Here is a 19,852-nt window from a genome sequence, read left to right as displayed (position 1 = left end):
CCGCCTCCGTGGTGAGCACGGATGCCCGGGGTGCGCCCGCCGATGGATCGTCGTCGTACCGAACCAACCACCACCGGAGGACGAAATGACCACTATCAGTACGACCACTACTACGACGAAGAAGGTCCGGCTGGGCGCGGTCGGGCTGTGGATTCTGCAGCTGTTTCTGGCCGCGGAGTTCGTGATGGCGGGAGTGATGAAGCTGGCCGGCAACGCGCTGATGGTCGAGATGTTCGCCGAGCTCGGTGCGGGGCAGTGGCTCCGGTTTCTGGTCGGCGCGCTCGAGGTCGCCGGTGCGATCGGCGTACTGATCCCGCGCCTGACCGGGCTCGCCGCGCTGGGGCTCGCGCTGCTGATGGGTGGCGCCGTGATCACCACCCTGTTCGTGCTCGGTGGATCGCCTGCTGTGCCGCTCGGCATCATGGTGATCGCCGGGCTGGTCGCCTGGTTCCGCCGCTCCTCGACCCGTGCGCTGATCGCCCGGTTCGCCGGGGAGGCGCGTTGAGATGACCGACTTGCTGATCCGTGGTTTCGAAGGGGTCTTGATTCACCCCGAAGACGAAGGCTATGACGCGGCGCGCTCGGTCTGGAACGCGATCATCGACCGGCGGCCGGCCCTGATCGCCCGCTGCGCGAGCACCGCCGATGTGGTTGCCGCGGTCCGGTACGGTCGGGAAGCCGGGCTAGAGATCGGAGTACGGGGCGGTGGTCACAGCTTCCTCGGTCTCCCGGTGGTCGAGGGCGGCTTGATGATCGACCTGTCCGGGCTGGCGACGGTCCGGGTCGATCCGGGGAGCCGGCGCGCTTGGGTCGGCGGGGGCGCGCTGCTCGGTGCGCTCGACATCGCCGCCCAACGCTTCGGCCTCGCGACCACGGCCGGCAACGTCTCCCACACCGGGGCCGGCGGCCTGACACTCGGCGGCGGTACCGGCTGGCTGGCCCGCCTGCACGGCCTCACCTGCGACAACGTCGCCTCCTACCAACTCGTGACAGCCGACGGCGCAGTACTGCGGGTCGCCGCCGACGAGCACCCGGACCTGTTCTGGGCCCTGCGCGGCGGGGGTGGGAACTTCGGGATCGTCACCGAGTTCGAGTTCCGGCTGCACCCGGTCGGCACCCAGGCTTATGTCTCGGACTTCTACTACGACCTGCAAGAAGCCCGTACTGCGCTCCGAGGCTGGCGTGACCTCTTCCCGGAAACCCCACGCCAGGCCACGCCGGTCGCGCGAGTCGGCCGATGGGAGGAGTTCGCGGGCCGTCCGATGGCGAGCATCGGCTTCGTCTGGGTCGGCGACGCCGCCGAGGCGCGCCACCTGCGGGCGCAGTACGCCGCTCTAGGCCGGCCGACCTCAGAGGGTTCCCGTGAACTCACCTACCTGGAGCTCCAGATGGGCGACGACGACATCGAGCAACACGCGATCCGCCGCTACTGCAAAGGCCTCTACTTGCGCGATCTCCCGGACGAGGCGATCGACGCGTTCCTTGATCAACGCACCGAGGTCAGCGCCCGCCTGGCCCTGAACGGCGGCGCCATCGCCGACGTACCGCCAGGCGCCTCCGCCTACAGCCACCGGGACGCACTGGTGGAATTCACCTCCTCAGCAGGCTGGACCGACCCGACCGACGACGACCACCGAATCAGCACCGTCCGCAACTACGCCGCCGGCCTCAACCAATTCGCCAGCGGCTCCTACGTCAACACCATCTCCGACACCGATGCCGGCGCAGTACGCCGCGCCTACTCGCCCCCCGACCTCACCCGCCTGGCGAAGATCAAAGAACAGTACGACCCCACCAACGTCTTCCGCCACACCCTCAACATCCGCCCATGACGCTGCTGGCGGACTACGTCCCGAACGACAGGTAGTGCACCCTTGGAACGCTGTGCACGACCTCGGCGGCCAGGCTCAGGTGCACTGATCTTCGCCAAACACGTCCTGTCGCTCGGCACACAGCCCAGCCCCAGAAGTCACTTCATGCCGCCGAAGCGTGCCAGGCAGTGCCAGACTCGCTTGAGGGCTTGATCGTCATAGCTGCCAAGGGCCGCCGCATCGCCGATCACCTTCGGCGTCAGCCACCCGTCCACGGCGATCGTCGCCCCGAGCTCGACGTACCGCTGACCTCGGTACTCCGGGTGCCGTCGAAGCCCCTCGACGCTCAACCGGAAGCCGTGATGCCACTCGACAAGGCAGGGCAACTGGCGGGCCGCGACTTCGACCGGCGTATCGCGGTAGCTCGGGTCGAGCACCAACGCCTCGACGTCGTGATCAAGGCGCACGGGGCCGTGCACCTGTGCCTCGATGTAGTCGTCAAGGTCGTCCTGCTTGTCGGACTCGGCCAAGTCGATCAGGGACATCCTCGCCGCCACAGCGAAGTTCGCCGGTTCGCGATGGCTGTCGGGGTAGCAGAAAGTGGTCCGCGGCAGGACGCCGGCACTCAACCGGAGATGCGCCGAGCCGAAGCGCGGCGCGGCGCCGACCGGCTTGTGGCGGAAATTCAAGGCTCCGTACACAGGACGGCCAGCGGCGGGTGCAACCGGCGGGAGTTCCGTAGACACGAGCGGATGATCGCACTAGGCCGGGGCCGTCAGCTGAGGAGCCCGCGTCCTGGGTGGGCGCGGGTTCCGTCGTACGGGTCAGCGGGTGCGGTGGTGGTGGGCGACGTCGCGGAGGTAGAGGGCGCTTTGTTTGGGGGTTCGGGTTTGGGTTTTGTAGTCGACGCGGACGATGCCGAAGCGTTTGTCGTAGCCGTAGGCCCATTCGAAGTTGTCGAGGAGGGACCAGGCCAGATAGCCGCGGATGTCGGCGCCTTGGTTGATGGCTTCGGCTACGGCGGCCAGGTGGGAGGCGAAGTACGCGGTGCGGCCGTGGTCGGCGACGTAGCCGTTCTCGTCGGGGGTGTCTTCGAAGGCGGAGCCGTTCTCGGTGATCACCATCGGGAGGGTGGGGTAGTCCTTGCTGATGCGCACCAGGAGGTCGGTGAAACCCTCGGGGACGATCTCCCAGTCCATCGCTGTGCGCGGCTTGTCCAGTGGGAGGGTCCGGGTGATCGGGAGGCCGTTGTCGCCGGTGGTGCGGCCCTGTTCGTCGTACCCGGTGAACTTCTGGCTGAAGTAGTAGTTGATGCCCAGGACATCGATCGGGGCCGAGATGGTGGCCAGATCGCCTTCCTGGACAGGGATTTCGATCCCCTCGGCAGCCAGGTCGGCGATCACGTCGGCGGGGTAGCGGCCGTGCACCAGGGGGTCGAGGTACACGCGCGCGCCCATGCCGTCGGCGCGACGGGCTGCTTCGAGGTCCGGCTCGGCGTCGCTGGCCGGGTACGCCGTTGCGGCGTTGAGGGTGATGCCGATGTCGAGTTTGCGGGGGGCAGCTTCACGCATGCGTTCGGTGGCCAGGCCGTGGCCGAGGAGGAGGTGGTGGACCGCGGCGACTGCGGCCGGGTACTCCTTGCGGCCGGGAGCGTGGGCGCCGTACGCGTAGCCGAGCATCGCCGAGCACCACGGCTCGTTGAGCGTGGTCCAGGTGTCCACTCGGTCGCTCAGCGCGTCGAACACCAGCATCGAGTAGTCCGCGAACCGGTACGCCGTATCGCGCACCGGCCAGCCGCCGGCGTCCTCGAGTTCTTGCGGGAGATCCCAGTGGTAGAGCGTCACCCACGGGTCGATGCCTTGGGCAAGTAGCTCGTCGACGAGGCGGTCGTAGAACGCGATGCCGGCCGGGTTGACCGGGCCGGTGCCGTGTGGCTGGACGCGTGACCAGGAGACCGAGAAGCGGTAGGTGTCGAGCCCGAGTTCCTTGATCAGGGCAACGTCTTGCGGCATCCGGGTGTAGTGCTCGCAGGCGATGTCGCCGGTGTCGCCGTTGTCGATCGCGCCCGGGACGGTGCAGAAGGTGTCCCAGATCGACGGCGTCCGGCCATCGGCGTCGACAGCTCCTTCGATCTGGTACGCCGAAGTCGCGACGCCCCAGCGGAACCCGGTCGGCAGGCCCGCGATCAGCTCCTGCTCAGCAGCTGTCGCGGTCAACACAGTGGTGGTGGGGGAGTCGGTGGTGGTGGGAATGGCGGGGGTGTTCATAGGCGTGTGTACGGCGCCCGCCGGTGGGCGAGCGCCGTACTGGCTCCCTTCGTGGTGTGGGGGTGGGAGATCAGCCGACCGGAACGCGGCCGGGTAGCCAGCAGGCCACCTCGCGGTTCGGGTCGTTCCTCGCCTCGGGGACGCCGAGGACGGGGATCTCCGTCGAGCAGCGGTCGAACGCGTGCGGGCATCGCGGATGGAACGCGCAACCGCTGGGCATGCCGCGCAGGTCCGGCGGCGAGCCCGGGATCCCGGCCAGCTCCCGGCGCGGGCCACGCAGTGCCGGGAAGGACTTGAGCAGTCCCTCGCTGTACGGGTGCAGGGAGTCCTTGTAGAGGTCGGCCGACTTCGCCTGCTCGACGATGCGGCCGCCGTACATGATCGCGATCCGGTCGGAGAACTCGACCAGCAGCGACAGGTCGTGGGTGATGAACAGAACGGAGAAGTCGAGCCGTTCGCGCAGCTCGACCAGCTGGGCGAGGATCTGGCGTTGCATCACGACGTCCAGTGCGGTGGTCGGTTCGTCCATGATGACGACCTGCGGCTCGAGGACGAGCGCCATCCCGATCATCACCCGCTGCCGCATCCCGCCGGACAGCTGGTGCGGGTAGGCGTCCATCCGGTCCGCGGAGATACCGACCAGCTTGAGCATCTCCTTGGCCCGGGCGACCCGGGCCTCCTGGCTGAGCTGCGGTTCGTGCGCGCGGATCACGTCGAGCATCTGGGTGGAGACCTTGTGCACCGGGTTGAGCGAGTTCATCGCGCCCTGGAAGACGATCGAGGTCTCGGCCCAGCGGAACGCGCGCAGCTCGGCGTTGCTGAGCGCCATCACGTCGTACGGCTCGCCGCCGGGCGGGTGGTAGATGACGCTGCCGCCGCTGATCACGCCGGGCGGTGGGAGCAGCCGGGTGATGCCGTAGGCAAGTGTCGACTTACCGCTTCCGCTCTCGCCGGCCAGGCCGAGCACCTCGCCGCGATGCAGCGTCAGGGTGACGTCGCGAACCGCCTGTACGGCCTGGTCGCCCAACCCGTAGTCGACGTCGAAGTTCTTGATCTCCAGCACCGGTGCCTTCATGCGACGCCCTTCGCTTCGTCAGGGGCCTTCCGGATCACCGGGGTGACCGGGTCCTTCTTGCCGTTCTGGGACAGGACGGGCGTGAAGCCGACCCGCATCTTGACCGTGTGGCCGTCGGCCGTCTTCACCTTGGTCCGGCCGCTGCTGCGCAACCGCGGGCTGACGAACTCGTCGATGCCGAAGTTGATCAGCGACAGCGCCGTACCGAGGATGGCGATCGCCAGACCGGCCGGGACGAACCACCACCAGGCGCCCTGGGCCAGCGCCTGCTGGCTCTGCGCCCAGAACAGGATGGTGCCCCAGTTCCACTCGGAGATGGTGGAGATGCCGATGAAGGCCAGGGTGATCTCGGACATCACGGCGAAGATCACGGTCCCGACGAAGCCCGACGCGATGATCGCGGTCAGGTTCGGCAGGATCTCGAAGCTGATGATCCGCCAGGTGGTCTCGCCGTTGGCCCGGGCCGCCTCGACGTAGTCGCGCCGCCGCAACGAGAGTGTCTGCGCGCGCAGTACCCGGGCGCCCCAGGCCCACGAGGTCAGACCGATGACCAAGGCAACCATCAGGTCGCCGGCGCTGGGGATGGTGGAGGCGACGATGATGATCAGCGGCAGTGCCGGGATGACCAGGAAGACGTTCGACAGCGCGGACAGCGCCTCGTCGGCGGCGCCGCCGAGGAAGCCGGAACTGACCCCGATCAGGACCGACAGCGCGGTCGCGATGATGCCGGCCAGCAGGCCGACGAACATGACGCCCCGGGTGCCGACGAGGACCTGGCTGAAGATGTCCTGGCCGAGGTGCGTCGTACCGAACCAGTGTTTGCCGGACGGTGCCTGGATCAGGTCGTTGCTGCGGGCCGACGGATCGTACGGCGCGATCCACGGACCGATGACCGCGATCAGGCAGAAGAAGCCGAGCACGACCAGGCCGGTCGCGGCCTTCGGGTTGGCGACGAACCGCAGCCGCTGGCGCTTGGCCGGAGCGACGGCGCCGGCCGGGCCTTCGGGGGTGACCGCGGTGATGGTGGTGGCTGGTGCGGACATCGGTCAGCCCTCCTTACGGGTGCGGGGATCGAGCAGCAGGTACGCGACGTCCGCGATCAGGTTGGCGAGCAGGACCGACATCGTGATGACCAGGAACACGCCCTGCATCAGGGGATAGTCCTTGGAGCCGACGGCCTGGAACAGGTTGTAGCCGATGCCGGGGTAGGAGAAGACGATCTCCACCAGCAGGGTGCCGCCGACGATGAAGCCGAGCGAGAGCGCGAAGCCGGACACGTTCGGCAGCAGCGCGTTGCGGGCGGCGTAGCTGACCATCACCCGGCGCTCGCTCAGGCCCTTGGCGTGCGCGACGGTGATGTAGTCCTCCGACGCGACGGTGACCATCATGTTGCGCATGCTGAGGATCCAGCCGCTCACCGACGAGATCAGGATGGTGATGGCCGGCAACAGGCTGTGCTGGACGGCGCTACTGATGAACGCACCGTCCCACGACGGCACCAGGCCAGGCTCGTAACCACCCGACGACGGGAAGAAGCTGTCCTGGCCGGCCAGCAGGGCGATCGCCAGCAGTCCGAGCCAGAAGTACGGGATGGACGACAGGAATGTTGTCACCGGCAACAGTCCGTCCAGCCAGGAGCCACGGCGCCAACCGGCCAGGACGCCGAGCGACGTACCGATCATGAAGCTGGCGAACGTGGTGATGCCGACCAGGGCGATCGTCCACGGCAGGCTCTGGCCGAGGATCTCCGAGACCGGGGTCGGGAAGAAGGTGAACGACAAGCCGAGGTCGCCGCGGAACACCTGGCCCCAGTAGTCGATGTACTGGCTCCACAGGCTGGCGTCCTTGTCCAGGCCGAACAGCACGTAGAGCGACTGGATCGCCTCGGTGCTCATCTGGCCCTGGAACTTGTTGATCAGCGAGGTGACCGGGTCGCCGGGGATCATCCGCGGGATGAAGAAGTTGATCGTGATCGCGGCCCAGGCGGTGAACAGGTAGAACGCGATCCGCTGCAGCAGGAACTTCACTTCGCGGCCCCTTCCTCGTAGAGCCAGCAAGCGGCCCAGTGTTCGCCCTCGCCGGCGATCACCGGCAGTTCGAACCGGGGCGGCAGTTCGCTGGAGCACTTGGGCATCGCGTGGATGCAGCGCGGATGGAACCGGCAACCGGTCGGCGGCGCGATCAGACTCGGCGGCTCACCGCCGGCCTGGTCCTCGGGCGCGTCCTTCGCGTCACCGACCCGGTCGAGCCGGTCGGGGTCGGGTGCGCTCTCGATGAGCAGCCGGGTGTACGGGTGCGCGGGGTGCTGGGTGACGGTCTCGGAGTCGCCGCCCTCGACCATCCGGCCGGCGTACATCACCAGCGTCTCGTCGGCGAAGTACCGGGCCGAGGCGATGTCGTGGGTGATGTAGAGAATGGCCAGGTTCAGGCGTTCCTTCAGGTCCCGCAGCAGGTTCAGCACGCCGAGCCGGATGGAGACGTCGAGCATCGAGACCGGCTCGTCGGCCAGCAGCGCCTCGGGGTCGGCGCCGAGCGCGCGGGCGATCGACACGCGCTGGCGCTGCCCGCCGGACAGTTCGTGCGGGAACTTGTCCAGGTAGCGCTCCGGCGGGGTCAGTTGCACGCGGTTGAGCAGGTCCGCGAGGTTCTTCTCCAGCTCAGCGGCGTTCTTGCCCGCACGGCCGTGGATCTTCAGCGACCGGGTCAGGTGGTACCGCACGGTGTGGACCGGGTTCAGCGAGGCGAACGGGTCCTGGAAGATCATCTGCACCTGGCGGCAGTAGGCGCGGAACTTCCGCCCGCCGTGCACGGTGATCGACTTGCCGTGCAGCCGGATGTCGCCGTCGGTGCGGGAGTAGAGCTGTGCGAGCAGCCGCGCCACGGTCGACTTGCCCGAGCCGGATTCGCCGACGAGCGCGGTGACCCGGCCCCGGCGAAGCGTCAGCTGGACGTCGTCCACCGCGTGGACCGCCTTGCGCTCCTTGCTGAACAGGTCGCGCAGCCCCCGGCGTACGGGGAAGTGTTTGGTGAGGCCCTCGGCCTCGAGGACCACGTCGCCCGTGGTCACCGGTGCTGTCTCGGTCGCCGTCATGACGTTTCGAACTCCTAGCTTGATCGCGGTACCGCGGCCGGGACCCCCAGGTGGTGGGATCCCGGCCGCGGCAGGTCCTTAGGCGCCTGCGGGCTTCAGGTTCAGGACGATCTGGAGTGCGTTCTGCTGCGTCGGCTGGGCCGGCGCGTACTGGTTGGAGTCGTCCGGCCAGCCGGTCCAGTTCTTGGTGCTGTACAGCGCACCGATGTTGGAGGCGCCGGTCGGCACGATCGGCATCTGCTCGACCATGATCTTCTGCAGCCGGTGCAGCGCCGCGGTGCGTGCGGCGTCATCGGTGGCGTTGGCGTACTCGTCCAGCGCCTTGGTCGCCTCCGGGCTGTTGAAGCGGCCGTAGTTGCCGCTCACGCCGCCCTTGCCGATCGGCTTCAGGATCTTGCCGTCCATGATGTTCTGGTAGATGTCGTACGGCGTCGCGCCGCCGTTGGTCCAGTGCATGCCGGCCTCGAAGTTGCCCTCGTCGAAGGCCTTGAACCAGGCGTCCTGGTTGGCCTTGTCGACGGTCGCCTTGATCCCGATCGTGGACAGGTTGTCCTTGATGATCTCCAGGCTGGTGATGTAGTCGGACCAGCCGGCCGGGTCGGTGAGCGTGATCGTGACGGGCTTGCCGCTCTGGTCCTTCAGGACGTCGCCCTCGAGCTTGAAACCGGCGTCGGCCAGTTCCTTCTTGGCGCCCTCGACGTCGACCGTGTGCTTCTTGTCTTTGAACTCCGGCGCGATGTACGACTCACCGGCCGGGGTCGGGATGCCGGTGACGGACTCGATCTTCGGGTAGAAATAGCCGGCCTCGGCCTGCTGGAAGATGTCGTCGCGGTTGATCACCTTGTCCATCGCCCGCCGCAGTGCCGGGTTGTCGAACGGCTTCTTGGTGGTGTTGATCCACAGGCCGTGGATGCCGAGGTTCGCCGGCGCCCAGACCTTGTGGTGCTCGGGGTTCTTGTTCTGGAAGACGGTCTTCACGTTCGGAACGAAGACGAAGCTCCACTCGGAGGCGCCGTTGGCCAGCGCGGTGGTCTGCGCGTTGTTGTCGTTGTACGACGTGTACCGCAGCTCCTTGACCTTCGGCAGGTCCTGCCAGTACGAGTCGCGGACCTCCAGCGTGGTGCTCTGCGGGGTGAACGACTTGAGCTTGTACGGGCCGGTGCCGATCGGGTTCTTCAGCGTGTCCTGGCTCGGGTCCTTCAGTGTGGACCACTGGGCCTTCGGCACCACGAAGACGGTGAGCACCTTGTTCTGGTTGACGAACTGCGACTTGGTGAAGGTCAGGTCGACCTTGTTCCCGGCGACGGTGATCGCGCCGTACGGGATCGCGTCCTGGTTGAGGCCTTCGTTGTCCTTGCGCAGCTGGAAGGAGTACGCGACGTCCTCGGCCGTCATCGGCGTACCGTCGGAGAACTTGACCCCGTCGCGGACGGTGAGCGAGAGCTTGGTGAAGTTGTCGGCCCACTTCCATTCGGTGGCCAGCCACGGCTTGCCCGGTTCGCTGGGCTTGATGCCGTTGATCATCACCAGCGGCTCGTAGATCATCCAGCGGTACCCCAGCGAGGCGCCCGACGAGGAGCCGAGGAACGGATTGTGGTTCTCCGTCTGCGGACCGTTCGGCATGCCGACGTTCAGCACCGTCGCGGTGCCGCCCGAGCCGGCGGTTTCCTTCTTGGCTTCCCCGCTACTGCAGGCAGCCGTCAGGGCTGCCGCGAGCACGCCCGTGAGGGCTAGCGCGACTGAGCGTCGAGCTCGCATCGTTCCTCCTGTGTTTCGTCCAACTGGTTGGCGGATGACAGCGCGATGACTGTCGGTTGGTGGAGCCTGGGGGCGTTCGCATCGTGCCGTGAAAGCGCTCTCATGGGAAGAACAGCGTCCCTAACGGATCGATATCGGTGCTTTTTGTTACGTGGATGTCCGGCGGCGGAGCGGGGGCAGCCACCCCGCCGCCGGAGCCTTCAGCGCGGCGCGCGGTCGGGGCTGTGGCGGGCGGTCACGGGGGCGGTTGAGCTGCGCACGATCAGCGTCGTGGGCAGCACTTGGGGTTCCTCGGGCAGCGGATTGCCGTCGAAGTAGCTCATCAGCAGCCGGGCCGCGGTCTGGCCCATCTGACGCATCGGCTGGTGCACCGTGGTCAGCGGCGGTTCGGTGTGCTGGGCGTAGGGGATGTCGTCGAAACCGACGACCGACACGTCGTTCGGCACGTTCCGGCCGGTCTCCCGGACGGCCTGGATGGCGCCGCCGGCGGTCAGGTCGTTGTGCGCGAAGATCGCGTCGAACCGCAGTCCGGCGTCGAGTGCCTGCTGGACGCCGCGGCGGCCGGAGTCGTGGGTGAAGTCGCCTTCGATGACGAGCCGCGGGTCGAGCTCGATACCGGCTTCCGCGTAGGTGTCGCGGAAACCTTCCAGGCGTTCCTGGGTACAGCCGAACCGTTCCACGCCGGTGATCACCAGCGGATGATGGCGGCCGAGCTCCAGCAGGTGCTGGGCCGCGGTCGCGCCGCCCGTCCGGTTCGTGGTGGCGACGGACGGGAAGAGGGGCTGCTTGGCCCGGTCGTCGATCAGTACGACGGGCAGGCCGCGCGCGTGCAACTGCTCGATGTAGGCGAGCGTGCCTTCCGGCTCGATCACCAGCAGGCCGTCGAACGACTGGGCCGAGACCTGCGAGGCGAACTGCTGCATGGATTCCTCACCCCGGTTGCAGGTGAACAGCAGCAGGCCGTAGCCCTCGGACTCGACCACGTCCACGGCGCCCTGCAGGACCTCGCCCATCCAGGGCCAGGTCAGCGAGGGGACCAGCATGCCGACGATCCGGGTCCGGCCGCGGGCCAGTCCGACGGCGCGGGCGCTCGGTACGTAGCCGAGCTCGGCGATCACCTGACGGACCCGCTCGGCGGTGCGCAGATCGAGCTCGCCCTTGCCGTTCAGTACCCGGGAGACTGTGGTCTTGCTGACTCCCGCGCGGGCGGCGACATCGGCGATGGTGATCGACACTTCAGCTCCCCTCGGGCGGTTGGGGTGTGGGTGTGGCGGGTGTCCGGTTGGTGACCGAACCGGCCGGAACCGGTTTCGGAAGCGGTTCCGTAGAGTGAACCGGAGTGAGTCAGCTCACGTCAATCACGAAGCGGTAACGAAAATGCACTAAGTTCACGACTTGTAAGAAGTCTTTCGTTGTCTTCTGAACAGGGCCGCTTCCGCCCGGCCGCGGTCGCTGCTGGTGCATGATGGAGGCTTCCGCGAGGGATCGTTCTCGGCCGTCGGCAGGCGGTGACTTCCAAGGGTGGGACCGCAGACAATGGATGGACGCCGGACCACGGTGCGCGACATGCGCCGGTCCAACCGCTCAGTGCTGCTGACGAGCATCTACCGGGATGGTCCGCTCAGCCGCTTCGAACTGGGCCACCGCACCTCGCTGAGTGCTGCCAGCGTGAGCAATCTCGTGGGGGAACTGCTCGACGAGGGTGTCGTCGAGGAGGCCGGCTCGGTCGAGTCCGACGGTGGCCGGCCGCGAGTGCTGCTGCGCGTCGCCCCGGCCTTCGGGTACGTCGCCGGCGCCGAGGTCGGCGAGACGCGGGTCCGGGTCGAGCTGTTCGATCTCGCGATGAACGTGCTCGCGACCAAGGTCTACCCGATCGAGACCCCGAAACCGGCTCCCGCGCTCGCGGTGAAATATGTGCTGGCCGGCTTGGCGGAAGTGCTCGCGGAGGCGAACATCTCGTCCGACCGGGTGATCGGTCTAGGGGTGGCTGTGGCCGGCATCGTCGAGGGACCGGCTGATGCGGTGGTGCACGCTCAAACGCTTGGCTGGGACGCGGTTCCGTTCGGCGCGATGCTGGCCGCCGAGACGGAGATCCCGATCCAGGTCGACAACGGCGCGAACACCCTTGGCCAGGCAGAGATGTGGTTCGGGGCCGGCCGGGGTGCGACGGATGCGGTCGTCGCGTTGGTCGGGTCCGGCGTCGGGGCCGCGCTCGTCACCGGCGGCTCGAGCTACCGAGGCATCCGCAGCAGCGCGGGGGAGTGGGGCCACACCACGATCATGTACGGCGGTCGCGGCTGTCGCTGTGGCGCCGAAGGATGCCTGGAGGCGTACGTCGGTGCGGAGGGCGTGCTCGACCGCTACCGGCTGGCCGGCGGTGAGGTCGTGCCGGGCGATGAGGAAGTCGCCTTCACCAACCTGCTCGACGCCGTCGGTACTTCGGAGGTCGCGGCGAAGGTGGTCGAGGACACCATCGGCTATCTCGGCGCGGGCTTCGCGAACCTGGTCAACCTGTTCAATCCCGAGAAGATCGTGCTCGGCGGTTGGTCCGGTCTCTTGCTGGGTGAACGTTATCTCCCGCAACTCCGCGAAGCGGTCGGCCGGCACGCGCTCCGCCAGCCCTACGCACAGGTCTCTCTCGAACTCTGCGAGCTGGGCCGCGACGCCGTAGCCATGGGCGCCGCCACCCTCCCGGTCCTCCGCCTCCTCCGTGATGGCGGAAGCCCGCCGCTTCCCACGGCCCGCTGACGAACCTGCCGCTTGACGTCGGGGAGTTCCGGAACCCGGGATCGCTATTACGGGTTCAGCACTTCAACTATGCTTTGAAAAAACCCGCCCGCTACCCCTTGGGGGTCACCGATGGTCGAGCTCTCCCCGCTCCGGCAGGACTTCGTCTGGGGTACTGCCACTTCGGCGTACCAGATCGAAGGTGCTGTCGACGTCGACGGCCGGCTGCCGTCGATCTGGGACACCTTTTGCCGGGTTCCCGGTGCGATCGACAATGGGGACACCGGGGATGTCGCCTGCGACTCCTACCGCTGTTGGCCCGAGGATCTCGAACTCCTGAAGCAACTCGGTGTCGACGCGTACCGGTTCTCGATCGCTTGGCCCCGGGTGATCCCCACCGGCTCCGGCGCCGTCAACGCGCCCGGCCTCGCGTACTACGACCGGGTCGTCGACGACTTGCTTGCCAATGGCATCAAACCCTTCGTCACCTTGTACCACTGGGATCTGCCCCAGGCGCTGCAGGAGCTCGGCGGCTGGGAGAACCGCGACACGGCGTACCGGTTCGCGGAGTACGCCGCTGTGGTCGGAGCGAAGCTGGGTGACCGGGTGACCGACTGGGCCACGCTGAACGAGCCGTTGTGCTCGGCCTGGATCGGCCACTGGGAAGGGCGGATGGCGCCCGGCATCACCGATCCGGCGATCGCGGTGCGGGCGTCGTACCACCTGATGCTGGCGCATGGGCTCGGGGTCGCGGCGCTGCGCGCGTCGGCGCCGAAGTCGCCGTCGGTCGGGCTGGTCGTCAACCTCAGTGGTGTTGAACCGGTGTCCACAGAGCCCGCCGATATCCGCGCCGCGCAGGTCGCCGACGGCCACATCAACCGTTGGTGGCTCGATCCGCTGTTCGGTCGTGGCTTCCCGGCCGACATGGTCGACGTGTACGGCGTGGAGCTGCCCGAGCAACCCGGCGATGCCGAGCTCATCGCGGCGCCGACCGACTTCGTGGGGCTGAACTACTACTTCCGTCAGATCGTCAAGGCCGACGAATCCGTTCCTGTGCTGGGATTCCGCCAGGTCCCGGGTCCGAATCCGGAGCACACGATGCTGGACTGGGAGGTTCACCCGGCGGGTCTGGAGGAGCTGATCCTGCGGCTGACCAAGGAGTACGGCGCCGAGAAGATCTACGTCACCGAGAACGGTTCGGCCTGGGTCGACCAGCCGGACCAGGACTTCAATGTCCACGACACCGCCCGAACCGCTTATCTGGAAGGGCATCTGGCCGCCTGTGTCCGCGCTGTCGAGCAAGGCGCTCCGCTGGCCGGGTACTTCGCCTGGTCCCTGCTGGACAACTTCGAGTGGGCCTACGGTTACGCGCCTCGCTTCGGCCTCGCTTATGTCGACTACCCGAGCGGCGAGCGGGTCATGAAGACCAGCGGCAAGACCTACCGGGAGCTCATCGCCTCGCACCGCGCAGTTGGCGTTTGAGGGGTTAACCCCTCAAACGCAGGGTTGCCCCGCCAGAATCTGACGGGGCGACCCAACCTCTCGGGGGTTAACCCCCGAGAGTTACAAGGTCCACTTCTGGGCCGCGGTGCCGTTGCAGGTCCAGATCTGCAGGCGGTTGCCGTTGGCGGGGTTGGCGGACGGGACGTCGAGGCACTTGTTCGACTGTGGGTTCACCAGATCGCGGGCGCCGGTGTAGGTCCATTGCTGGGCCGGATTGCCACTACAGCTGGCGATCTGGAGCTTGGTGCCGTCGGCAACTCCACCGCCGGCGACGTCCAGACACTTGCCGAGGGCACGGATCGTGCCGTCACCCGGGCGGCTCCACTTCTGGGCCGCGGAACCGTTGCAGTCGTACAGCTGGACCGGCGTACCGTCGGATGCGTTCGCTCCGGCGACGTCCATGCACTTGCCCAGCGCCTTGACCTCGCCGCCTCCGCCGCCGTTGCTGGTGAGGCTGTTGACGCGGACGTAGTCGACGACCATGGTCTGTGGCATGACCGTGCTGCCGTCGGGGTAGCCGGGCCAGTAGCCGCCGACCGCCACGTTCATGATCATGAAGAACGGGTGGTCGAACACCCACGGGTCGCCGCCGAGGTCGGCCGGGGTCTTGCGGGCGAACTGGATGCCGTCGACATACCAGGTGACGACGTTGGGCTCCCAGTCGACAGTGAAGGTGTGGAAGCCGTCGGCGAACTGCTGCCCGTTCGGCAGCGTGTAGCGCGAACTGATCGCCTCGCCGGCGGAGTAGCCGGGACCGTGCAGGGTGCCGTAGGAGTTGCTCGGCTCCTTGCCGATGTTCTCCATGATGTCGATCTCGCCGTTGCCCGGCCAGCCGTTGTTGCCGGTGCCGAGCATCCAGAACGCCGGCCAGAGTCCCTGGGTACGCGGGAGCTTCATCCGCGCCTCGTACCGGCCGTACGTGTGGGTGAAGGTCGCGGCGGTGAGCAGCCGGGCCGAGGTGTACTCGCAGGGGCCGTAGTGGCACTGGAAGCCACCGCTCTCGCGACGGGCCGTGATCACCAGGTTCCCGGCACCGTCCTTGGCGGAGTTGCGCGTGCTGTTGGTGTAGTACTGGCGTTCGTTGTTGCCCCAGCCGTGGCCGCCGATGTCGTAGCGCCACTTGCTGGAGTCCGGCGCCTGGCCGGCTGGGCCGTCGAAGTTGTCCTCGAAGAGCACCGGACCGACCGCGGCCGCTGCCGTCGGGGCAGCTGCCGTCTCGGCAGTCGTAGTACCGGCTGTTGCTGGGGACTGGAGGAGGGCGGTGCCGAGTACTGCGACGCCAGCGGCGGCGAGTGCTGCGGACCGGATCCGGGAACGCGGGAATCTCATGCGTGCCTCATTTCTCGCGGTGGGGGCGGGGGCGGACTGTCGCGAGACAGGAATCGCTGGGTGGCAGCCTGCTGTGAGAACGCTCTCAGGTCAAGGCCACGCATAAATATAAGTCGTGAAAAAAGCCTCCTCGCACCGTTGACAGCGAACTTCACGGATGGTTACCTCGTGCTGACCACCAGTTGCGGCGCGGGCAGACGCCTCAAAACCCCTTGAGCAAAAGGGAGATCCGCCCATGCCCTCGTCTCTGCCCCGACGCGCACTCCCGGCCCTGGCCTGCCTCGCGGCGCTGTCGGTGATCGCGACCGGCGTCAGCCACCCGCAGCCGGCGCACGCCGCCAGTGAGCAGGTCAACGTCTGGCTGACCACCACCAACGACTCCGCCGGCCGCAACGTGACCCGCGGCCTGCAGCAGCAGACGCCGCTGAACTTCGGTCCGGCCGGCGGCAGCGCGAACCAGACGATCACGGTCAACGAGAACACGACGTACCAGACCTTCGAGGGCGGTGGCGCGTCCTTCACCGACAGCGCCGCGTGGCTGCTGAACAGCAGCAACACGATCAGCGCGACCACCCGCAACCAGGTGATGAAGGACCTGTTCGACCCGGTCAACGGCATCGGCCTCGCCTTCACCCGTAACCCGATGGGCGCCTCCGACCTGGCCCGGTTCAACTACTCGTACGACGACACCTGCTGCGACCTGAACGACTTCACCATCAACCACGACCTGGCCGATGTGGTCCCGTTGACCAAACAGGCCAAGCAGCTGAACCCGGCGCTGAAGGTCAAGGGCGCGCCGTGGAGCGCACCGGCCTGGATGAAGGACAACAACAAGTTCACCAACCGCGGCTGGCTCAAGGCCGAGTACTACCCGCTCTACGCGCAGTACTTCGTGAAGTACGTGCAGCAGAACGCCGCGCAGGGACTCAAGATCGACTACGTGTCGGTGCAGAACGAACCGACCTGTTGCGGCACCGACAACACCGGCTACGCGTCGATGAACTGGAACGGCGCCGGCCTGCTGAACTTCACCAAGAACCACCTGTTCCCGGCCTTCCGGGCGGCCGGCATCACCACCAAGGTGATGATCCTGGACTACAACTGGGGCAACTACGACGACCTCGGCTCGGTGCCGCTGAACGACGCCGGCCTGCGCGCCGACCCGCTGTTCGGCGGCATCGCCTGGCACGGCTACGGCGGTGACGTGAACCTGCAGAGCACGATCCACAACCAGTTCCCGGCCGTGAACCACTACATGACCGAGCACTCGGGCGGGACCTGGATCCCGAACCAGCAGGTCGAGGACATGAACAACCTGATCGACTACACCCGCAACTGGAGCAAGTCGTGGGTCAAGTGGAGCCTCGGCCAGGACCAGAACATGCTTCCGTACGTCGGTGCCGGCTGCAACGTCTGTACCGGGCTGGTCACCATCCAGCGCGGCGGTTCGCGGTCCGGCCAGGTGGACAAGACGATCGAGTACTACACGATGGGCCACCTGACCAAGTTCGTGAAGCCGGGCGCGGTCCGGATCCAGTCCGACGCGAACAGCTCGGTGAAGAACGTCGCCTGGAAGAACTCTGACGGCTCCAAGGCGCTGATCGCCTACAACACCACCGGCGGTAACCAGTCGATCAGAGTGAACTGGGGCAGCCAGTCCTTTGTCTACACCCTCCCCACCAAGACCTCGGCGACCTTCACCTGGTCCGGCAGCCAGAGCGGCGGCGGTACCGGCGGCCAGATCACCGGCCTGGCCGGCAAATGCATCGACGTGGCCGGTGCGAACAGCGCGGACGGTACTGCGGTCAATCTGTACGACTGCAACGGCACCAGCGCGCAGCAGTGGAGCCGGCCTGGAGACGGCACCCTTCGCGCCCTCGGCAAGTGCCTCGACGTGGCGGGCGGCTCGACAGCGGACGGCGCCCAAACCCAGCTCTACACCTGCAACGGCAGTGCCGCCCAGCAGTGGACCTACACGAGTGGGCGCGACCTGGTGAATCCACAGGCGAACAAGTGCCTCGATGTCACCGGCAACAACTCCGCGAACGGCACCAGGCTGCAGATCTGGAGCTGCACCGGCGCCGCGAACCAGAAGTGGACGATCTGACCCGCACCCCTGAGCAGGTGTCCGCACGGGGACACCGGCAGCCCGACCGCCACCGCGCCCCCGGTGGCGGTCGGGCTGCGCCCAAAAGGCCCGAAACGGCCCAAAACGGCGCGGAGTACCGGCCTTGACTCTCCGGTAGGCGGAGGGTGGAAGGTTGTCCCCATGACGGCGTCGGTGACCATCGGAGAGTTCTCCAGGCTCACGCATCTCAGCGTGAAGACTTTGCACCACTACCACGAGATCGGGCTGCTCGCGCCGGCCCGGATCGACGCGTCGTCGGGCTACCGGCGGTACGAAACCGCGCAGGTGCCGGTGGCGCAGTTGATCCGGCGGCTCAGGGATCTGCAGATGCCGCTCGCTCAGGTGCGAGCGGTGGTCGAGGCGCCCGACGTCCAGACTCGCGATCAGACGTTGCGGTTGCATCTGGACCAGATGGAGCGCGAGTTGGCCCAGACCCGGGACGTGGTCGCGTCACTGCGCTCGATGCTGACCCTGCCGCTGGCAGAGCTCGCCGTCGAGTACCGGTTTCTGCCCGCGTTCCGGGCGTTCTCCGTCACCGATCGGGTCGAGCGGGACGCGATCAGCGAATGGTGCCAGACCACCTTCGGCCTGCTCGGCGAGATCGCCGGCCGGCACGGCATCACGGCCACGCCCGGCGCGACGTACAGCGACGAGTTCTTCACCGAGGAAGCCGGTGAAGTGGTCGGCTTCCTGCCGGTCGCGCCGGACCAGAGTCCGATCGATCGCGTCGGCCTGGTCGACCTGCCGGCCGGCTTCTTCGCGATCACCGTGCACGAAGGGCCGTTCACCGACTTCGACCGCGTCTACGGCGCGCTCGGCAGTCACGTCGCGGAGTACTGCGAGGTGGCGCCCGGGCCGATCCGCGAGCTGTATGTCACCGGCCCGGGCGACGGCGTCGACGAGTCCGAGTTCCGTACCGAGGTCTGCTGGCCGATCCAGCGGATCCCCACCCCGAAAGGCTGAACCAGATGTCCATCACTCTCGAGCACGTCGTCTTCGACTGCAAGAACGCCGCCGAGCTGGCGAGCTTCTGGGCCGGTGTGCTGAAGTCCAAGGTCGATGCTGACGGCAACGAGTTCTTCGCCACCGTGAACAAGGGTGGCGAGGGCACCGCGCTGATGTTCATCCAGGTGCCCGAGGAGCGGGTCGGCAAGAACCGGCTGCACGTCGACCTCGCCGCCACCGACTGGACCGCCGAGCTCGACCGCATCGTCGGCCTCGGCGCCAAGCGGGTCGGCGAGTTCGACGAGTACGGCGCGCACTGGGTCACGCTCGCCGACCCTGAAGGCAACGTCTTCGACCTGGGCGAGGTGCGCTGACCTGACGGCTCAGAGTGGCTGGTACCGGCGGCCGTCCGCGGTGCCGGCCACTTCGTCGAGCAGCTCGCGAGCCTCGGCCGTCGGCCAGCGGAAGGCGCGGGCCAACTCGGCGGCGCTGGTGTCCAGCATCGTGTCGAGGTACTGGCGAGCCGCCTCGCTGTGATTTGGCCGGCCCCCGACCTCGAACTGCTCGCAGGTGAGCGTGAGCAGGGTGGCCGGCCAGCCGTTGCTCTGCTCCTCGATCCCCGCGGTCGTCACCAGCAGGTTTTTCTGGAGCTCACCAATTCCGCGTTGGTAGCTGTTCTTGTCGCCGACGAGCGTGCGGAGCGAGGCGCTCGACAGCGGCTCCATCGCCAGGGCCGCGGCGAGCTCGTGTGCTACCGGTGAGAGCTCCAGCCGCTCATGGTCGTCCAGCTCGCCCTCGCCCGGATAGAGAGCGGCCAGCAGGGTTGGTGACAGGAACGTGCCCCGCCCGCCGACGAAGGCGCCGTACCAGGCGAGGCCGCGCCGGGGGAGTTCGTCCTTCCAGCTCCAGACCTTCTGTTCGGCTTCGCCCATGCCGTCGGCGAAGGGCTCGGCATCCTCACCGGCCACGGCCTCCCACAGTGACGGGCCGATCGGTTTGGGTGCGGGGAACAGCAGGGCGAAACCGACATCGTCGATGAACTTCCCGGCTCGCTCGACCGAGCCCACCCGGCGGCCGCGCACCCACCAGCGAGTGGCGCGGGCCTGCGCCAGCTCGTCGTCCAACGGTCGGTCCGGAGTACTCGTGCGTGCCATCCGGACAGTCAATCACCGGGCGCCGACAGTTGGGCGGTGAGAGGCCGATGGGAGGTATTGCGAG

At 67.5% G+C, this 19,852-nt stretch carries 17 protein-coding genes; 7 read left to right on the top strand and 10 right to left on the bottom strand.

Features of this window, described 5'->3' with window-relative positions; genetic code table 11:
• Positions 1-85 precede the first annotated feature (85 nt).
• Entirely contained in the window at positions 86-505 is a 420-nt protein-coding gene (locus ACQPYM_RS31625; RefSeq protein WP_433007811.1) for a DoxX family protein, read from the top strand.
• A 1-nt stretch (position 506) separates the two neighbouring features.
• The gene (locus tag ACQPYM_RS31620) at positions 507-1,832 is read left to right on the top strand and encodes an FAD-binding oxidoreductase (protein ID WP_433007809.1); all 1,326 of its coding nucleotides are present in this window, start codon (positions 507-509) and stop codon (positions 1,830-1,832) included.
• Positions 1,833-1,969: 137 nt separating this feature from the next.
• Here the strand turns inward: ACQPYM_RS31620 and ACQPYM_RS31615 are convergent, their stop codons facing one another.
• The 8 genes from ACQPYM_RS31615 to ACQPYM_RS31580 all read right to left on the bottom strand — a co-directional run bounded on the left by ACQPYM_RS31615 (position 1,970) and on the right by ACQPYM_RS31580 (position 11,237).
• On the bottom strand, positions 1,970-2,512 hold the full coding sequence (locus ACQPYM_RS31615; RefSeq protein WP_433023428.1) for a DUF3626 domain-containing protein: 543 nt from the start codon (positions 2,510-2,512) through the stop codon (positions 1,970-1,972).
• A gap of 123 nt (positions 2,513-2,635) precedes the next feature.
• Entirely contained in the window at positions 2,636-4,078 is a 1,443-nt protein-coding gene (locus ACQPYM_RS31610) for a GH1 family beta-glucosidase (protein ID WP_433007807.1), read from the bottom strand.
• A gap of 70 nt (positions 4,079-4,148) precedes the next feature.
• Positions 4,149-5,153 (bottom strand): ABC transporter ATP-binding protein, encoded by a 1,005-nt coding sequence (locus ACQPYM_RS31605; protein WP_433007805.1) that lies wholly within the window; start codon positions 5,151-5,153, stop codon positions 4,149-4,151.
• Complete coding sequence (locus ACQPYM_RS31600; protein ID WP_433007803.1) at positions 5,150-6,196, bottom strand: ABC transporter permease; 1,047 nt, start codon at positions 6,194-6,196, stop codon at positions 5,150-5,152. Before ACQPYM_RS31600 ends, ACQPYM_RS31605 begins: the two co-directional genes overlap by 4 nt.
• Before the next feature lie 3 nt (positions 6,197-6,199).
• Positions 6,200-7,180 carry an ABC transporter permease gene (locus tag ACQPYM_RS31595; protein WP_433007801.1) on the bottom strand — a complete coding sequence of 327 codons (981 nt, stop codon included), beginning with the start codon at positions 7,178-7,180 and terminating at the stop codon, positions 6,200-6,202.
• Positions 7,177-8,244 (bottom strand): ABC transporter ATP-binding protein, encoded by a 1,068-nt coding sequence (locus ACQPYM_RS31590; RefSeq protein WP_433007799.1) that lies wholly within the window; start codon positions 8,242-8,244, stop codon positions 7,177-7,179. Before ACQPYM_RS31590 ends, ACQPYM_RS31595 begins: the two co-directional genes overlap by 4 nt.
• Positions 8,245-8,322: 78 nt before the next feature.
• On the bottom strand, positions 8,323-10,002 hold the full coding sequence (locus ACQPYM_RS31585) for an ABC transporter substrate-binding protein (protein WP_433007797.1): 1,680 nt from the start codon (positions 10,000-10,002) through the stop codon (positions 8,323-8,325).
• Between the two features lie 200 nt (positions 10,003-10,202).
• Complete coding sequence (locus ACQPYM_RS31580; RefSeq protein ID WP_433007795.1) at positions 10,203-11,237, bottom strand: LacI family DNA-binding transcriptional regulator; 1,035 nt, start codon at positions 11,235-11,237, stop codon at positions 10,203-10,205.
• 331 nt (positions 11,238-11,568) lie between these two features.
• On the opposite strand from ACQPYM_RS31580, the gene ACQPYM_RS31575 reads away from it, so the two are divergent.
• Both ACQPYM_RS31575 and ACQPYM_RS31570 read left to right on the top strand, forming a co-directional pair.
• Entirely contained in the window at positions 11,569-12,750 is a 1,182-nt protein-coding gene (locus ACQPYM_RS31575; RefSeq protein WP_433007793.1) for an ROK family protein, read from the top strand.
• Between the two features lie 111 nt (positions 12,751-12,861).
• A complete protein-coding gene (locus ACQPYM_RS31570; RefSeq protein WP_433007791.1) occupies positions 12,862-14,211 on the top strand; it encodes a GH1 family beta-glucosidase in 1,350 nt (449 codons plus the stop codon).
• Positions 14,212-14,292: 81 nt separating this feature from the next.
• Here ACQPYM_RS31570 and ACQPYM_RS31565 read toward each other — a convergent pair whose 3' ends face one another.
• On the bottom strand, positions 14,293-15,561 hold the full coding sequence (locus tag ACQPYM_RS31565; RefSeq protein WP_433007789.1) for a ricin-type beta-trefoil lectin domain protein: 1,269 nt from the start codon (positions 15,559-15,561) through the stop codon (positions 14,293-14,295).
• 235 nt (positions 15,562-15,796) lie between these two features.
• On the opposite strand from ACQPYM_RS31565, the gene ACQPYM_RS31560 reads away from it, so the two are divergent.
• The 3 genes from ACQPYM_RS31560 (at position 15,797) to ACQPYM_RS31550 (ending at position 19,008) form a co-directional block, all read left to right on the top strand.
• The gene (locus ACQPYM_RS31560; protein WP_433007787.1) at positions 15,797-17,668 is read left to right on the top strand and encodes a ricin-type beta-trefoil lectin domain protein; all 1,872 of its coding nucleotides are present in this window, start codon (positions 15,797-15,799) and stop codon (positions 17,666-17,668) included.
• 162 nt (positions 17,669-17,830) lie between these two features.
• Positions 17,831-18,652: a MerR family transcriptional regulator gene (locus tag ACQPYM_RS31555; RefSeq protein WP_433007785.1), complete on the top strand. Its 822-nt coding sequence runs from the start codon at positions 17,831-17,833 to the stop codon at positions 18,650-18,652.
• 5 nt (positions 18,653-18,657) lie between these two features.
• Positions 18,658-19,008 carry a VOC family protein gene (locus tag ACQPYM_RS31550; RefSeq protein WP_433007783.1) on the top strand — a complete coding sequence of 117 codons (351 nt, stop codon included), beginning with the start codon at positions 18,658-18,660 and terminating at the stop codon, positions 19,006-19,008.
• 9 nt (positions 19,009-19,017) lie between these two features.
• Here ACQPYM_RS31550 and ACQPYM_RS31545 read toward each other — a convergent pair whose 3' ends face one another.
• A complete protein-coding gene (locus ACQPYM_RS31545) occupies positions 19,018-19,788 on the bottom strand; it encodes an AlkZ-related protein (RefSeq protein ID WP_433007781.1) in 771 nt (256 codons plus the stop codon).
• Positions 19,789-19,852: the final 64 nt, after the last annotated feature.

Source organism: Kribbella sp. CA-294648 (assembly GCF_050943845.1).
Classification (GTDB): Bacteria; Actinomycetota; Actinomycetes; order Propionibacteriales; family Kribbellaceae; genus Kribbella.
The sequence above is the reverse complement of the archived record's forward strand: the minus strand, read 5'-3'. Positions and strand labels throughout refer to the sequence as shown.

Excerpts from the sequence above, each read along its gene's own strand:
- ACQPYM_RS31625 (WP_433007811.1), top strand. The coding sequence starts at position 86 with ATGACCACTATCAGTACGACCACTACTACGACGAAGAAGGTCCGGCTG.
- ACQPYM_RS31620 (WP_433007809.1), top strand. The coding sequence starts at position 507 with ATGACCGACTTGCTGATCCGTGGTTTCGAAGGGGTCTTGATTCACCCC.
- ACQPYM_RS31610 (WP_433007807.1), bottom strand. The coding sequence starts at position 4,078 with ATGAACACCCCCGCCATTCCCACCACCACCGACTCCCCCACCACCACT.
- ACQPYM_RS31605 (WP_433007805.1), bottom strand. The coding sequence starts at position 5,153 with ATGAAGGCACCGGTGCTGGAGATCAAGAACTTCGACGTCGACTACGGG.
- ACQPYM_RS31600 (WP_433007803.1), bottom strand. The coding sequence starts at position 6,196 with ATGTCCGCACCAGCCACCACCATCACCGCGGTCACCCCCGAAGGCCCG.
- ACQPYM_RS31590 (WP_433007799.1), bottom strand. The coding sequence starts at position 8,244 with ATGACGGCGACCGAGACAGCACCGGTGACCACGGGCGACGTGGTCCTC.
- ACQPYM_RS31585 (WP_433007797.1), bottom strand. The coding sequence starts at position 10,002 with ATGCGAGCTCGACGCTCAGTCGCGCTAGCCCTCACGGGCGTGCTCGCG.
- ACQPYM_RS31575 (WP_433007793.1), top strand. The coding sequence starts at position 11,569 with ATGCGCCGGTCCAACCGCTCAGTGCTGCTGACGAGCATCTACCGGGAT.
- ACQPYM_RS31570 (WP_433007791.1), top strand. The coding sequence starts at position 12,862 with ATGGTCGAGCTCTCCCCGCTCCGGCAGGACTTCGTCTGGGGTACTGCC.
- ACQPYM_RS31565 (WP_433007789.1), bottom strand. The coding sequence starts at position 15,561 with ATGAGATTCCCGCGTTCCCGGATCCGGTCCGCAGCACTCGCCGCCGCT.
- ACQPYM_RS31560 (WP_433007787.1), top strand. The coding sequence starts at position 15,797 with ATGCCCTCGTCTCTGCCCCGACGCGCACTCCCGGCCCTGGCCTGCCTC.
- ACQPYM_RS31555 (WP_433007785.1), top strand. The coding sequence starts at position 17,831 with ATGACGGCGTCGGTGACCATCGGAGAGTTCTCCAGGCTCACGCATCTC.
- ACQPYM_RS31550 (WP_433007783.1), top strand. The coding sequence starts at position 18,658 with ATGTCCATCACTCTCGAGCACGTCGTCTTCGACTGCAAGAACGCCGCC.
- ACQPYM_RS31545 (WP_433007781.1), bottom strand. The coding sequence starts at position 19,788 with ATGGCACGCACGAGTACTCCGGACCGACCGTTGGACGACGAGCTGGCG.